Below are 2,268 nucleotides of genomic sequence, written 5' to 3' on the forward strand. Positions count from 1 at the left end.
TTGCAGCGCCGGCCGATGCGGCTACCGCGCTGGATCTCGACGAAGGGGCCGATCCGTGTGCCCGAGCCGATCGCACAGCCATAGAGATTGACGAGATCGGGGTGGCTGACGACGACATCATCACCGAAGTCCACGTCGATGATGGGCATGGCGCTCCCCTTCCCTGCTCCGGCAGAACGCTAGCGTGCAAAAGCGGAACCGGAACGATGGGAATAGGGCGCGCCTCGTTCGGATGAAGCCTATAGGCGGATCGCCCGGAGCAGTAGGCTCCCTACACCTTCCGACGAATTGCTTCTCCTCCCGTGGCAGCAGGACCTTGCAGGCCGCGCCACCAAGGTCTGCCGCGCCCCCGCCCGACGCAGCGCCTGACAATCGCCGGGGAAGGCCGGAGGCGCCGGCCTGGCGCACTGCCGCGGGCAGGATCCTTTCGATTTTTATTCGTGAATGAGCCGCCTGGCCGGCCGTCGCAGAGCAGATCCGCGCTCTCGCTCAGTGGACCGTTATCGCCAGAGCTCGACCCTGTTGGACAGAGGGGCCTCCGCTTTGGCAGATCGGCCCTTCCGGTTCAGTGAACGTATAGGTGACGGCGACGCATGATCCGGTCGAAGGCAGCGGCGCTCCGACGCGACCGGGTCGCCGCTCTCATGGTCGCCCGGCATCCAGGAAGCTGCGGACCAGAGCGACGGTCGCCGCAGGATTCTCCTCCATGATCCAATGTCCGCTACCGGGCACAACCGCGCCCTGGACGTTCTCGCCTGCGAACTTCATGACCGCAGCCATGCCCAGTCCGAAGGATTTCTCCCCCCCGATCGCCAGCACAGGGATCGTCAGCTTGCCCTTTGCCAGGAAGGCCTTGTTGTCGACAGCATCCTGATCGAAGGCGGCGAACTGGGCAAAGCCCGCGCGCATCGCCCCCGGCCTGGCGTAGAGCGCCGCATAATGCTCTCGCGCAGCTTCGCTGAACCGGCTGGGGGTCGCCGAGAATTCATTCCAGAAGCGATCGAGATAGATGCGCTCGCGGCCGGCGACGAGCCGCTCCATGTCGGGGCCGCCGAAGCGAAAATGCCAGAGAAGCGGATTCTTCAGGATCTCCTCCCAGGGGCCGACGCCCGGCAAGGGGGCATCGATCAGCACGAACTTCGTCACGCGATCGCGATACCCGGCGGCAAGCGCAAATCCGACCATGTTGCCGATGTCATGGGTCACCAGCTCCGCCCGGTCCACCTTCAGGGCATCGAGGACGCCGGCAATGTCGGCGGCCTGGTTCTTCTTGTCGAAGCCCTTTTCKGGGATGGCCGAAAGGCCCATGCCACGCAGGTCGGGAACGATCACGGTCCGGTCCCGCGCGAGATCGGCCGCCATCTCGCCCCACATGTCGCCGGTTTCACCATAGCCGTGCAGCAGGACGACCGCCGGCCCCTGTCCGCCGACCCGTACGTGCAACGTCGTGCCGTTGGCCGGGATCTCCTGCGTGCGGAAACCCGCCGGAAACGGAACAATCTGCGCCAACGCGGGGGCAGCGAAAAGAAGGGCGCCAGTAGCGGCGGCCAGGAAGCGAAGCATCGCGATCTCTCCTCATGTCTGGCCGGGCACTCCAGGGCACGGCCTTGCTCTCGACGAGATGATGGCGCTGCGCCATTGTCTGGAGTAGCCGCCAGAAAGCGAAACTGGTTTCCGGAAAGAGCGAACAATGATGAAGCTCGACGGGGTCGCGGCATTCGTGATGGTAGCGGAAGCCGGATCGATCACCGCTGCGGCCCAGCGCATGGGACTGGCCAAATCCGTGGTCAGCGAACGGCTGGCGGAGCTGGAGCGGCTGGTCGGCACGCGACTTGTGCAGCGAACCACCCGCAAGCTGTCGCTGACCGAAGGCGGCACCGCCTTCCTGGAGCGCGGCAGGCGCTTGTTGCGCGAGGCCGAGGAGGCCGTGGCAGAGCTCGCCGAACGGCGAAGCGAGCTGKTCGGACCACTGCGGATCTCCGGCCCCGTCAGCTTCGGGGTCCTACATCTCGGCCCGGCGATCTTTTCCTTCCTGGCGACCAACCCCAAGATCGAGCTGGCACTGGAGCTGGAGGATCGCTTCGTCGATGCGGCGGCCGATGGCTACGATGCCGTCATCCGCCATGGCCCAATCCATGACACGCGACTTGTCGCGCGGCACATTGCGAGCAGCCGCCGCGTCCTCGTCGCCTCGCCTGCCTATCTGGATGCCTGTGGCAGACCGGGGACGCTGATCGAACTCAGGCAGCATCGCGCGATCCTCTACAT

The 2,268-nt window shown here is 65.5% G+C and carries 2 protein-coding genes and 1 pseudogene; 1 reads left to right on the forward strand and 2 read right to left on the reverse strand.

Annotated elements, in window-relative coordinates:
• A pseudogene (locus AC1DJT_RS36225) lies at positions 1-149 on the reverse strand (N-acetyltransferase); the annotation flags it as partial.
• A 493-nt stretch (positions 150-642) separates the two neighbouring features.
• Positions 643-1,563, reverse strand: a complete 921-nt coding sequence (locus tag AC1DJT_RS36230) for an alpha/beta fold hydrolase (RefSeq protein WP_476768039.1) — start codon at positions 1,561-1,563, stop codon at positions 643-645.
• Between the two features lie 127 nt (positions 1,564-1,690).
• On the opposite strand from AC1DJT_RS36230, the gene AC1DJT_RS36235 reads away from it, so the two are divergent.
• Positions 1,691-2,268: LysR family transcriptional regulator (locus AC1DJT_RS36235; RefSeq protein WP_476836008.1), on the forward strand; the 578-nt coding region annotated here is incomplete at its 3' end.

The sequence above is a fragment of the Allobosea sp. 05T422_2 genome (assembly GCF_056396265.1).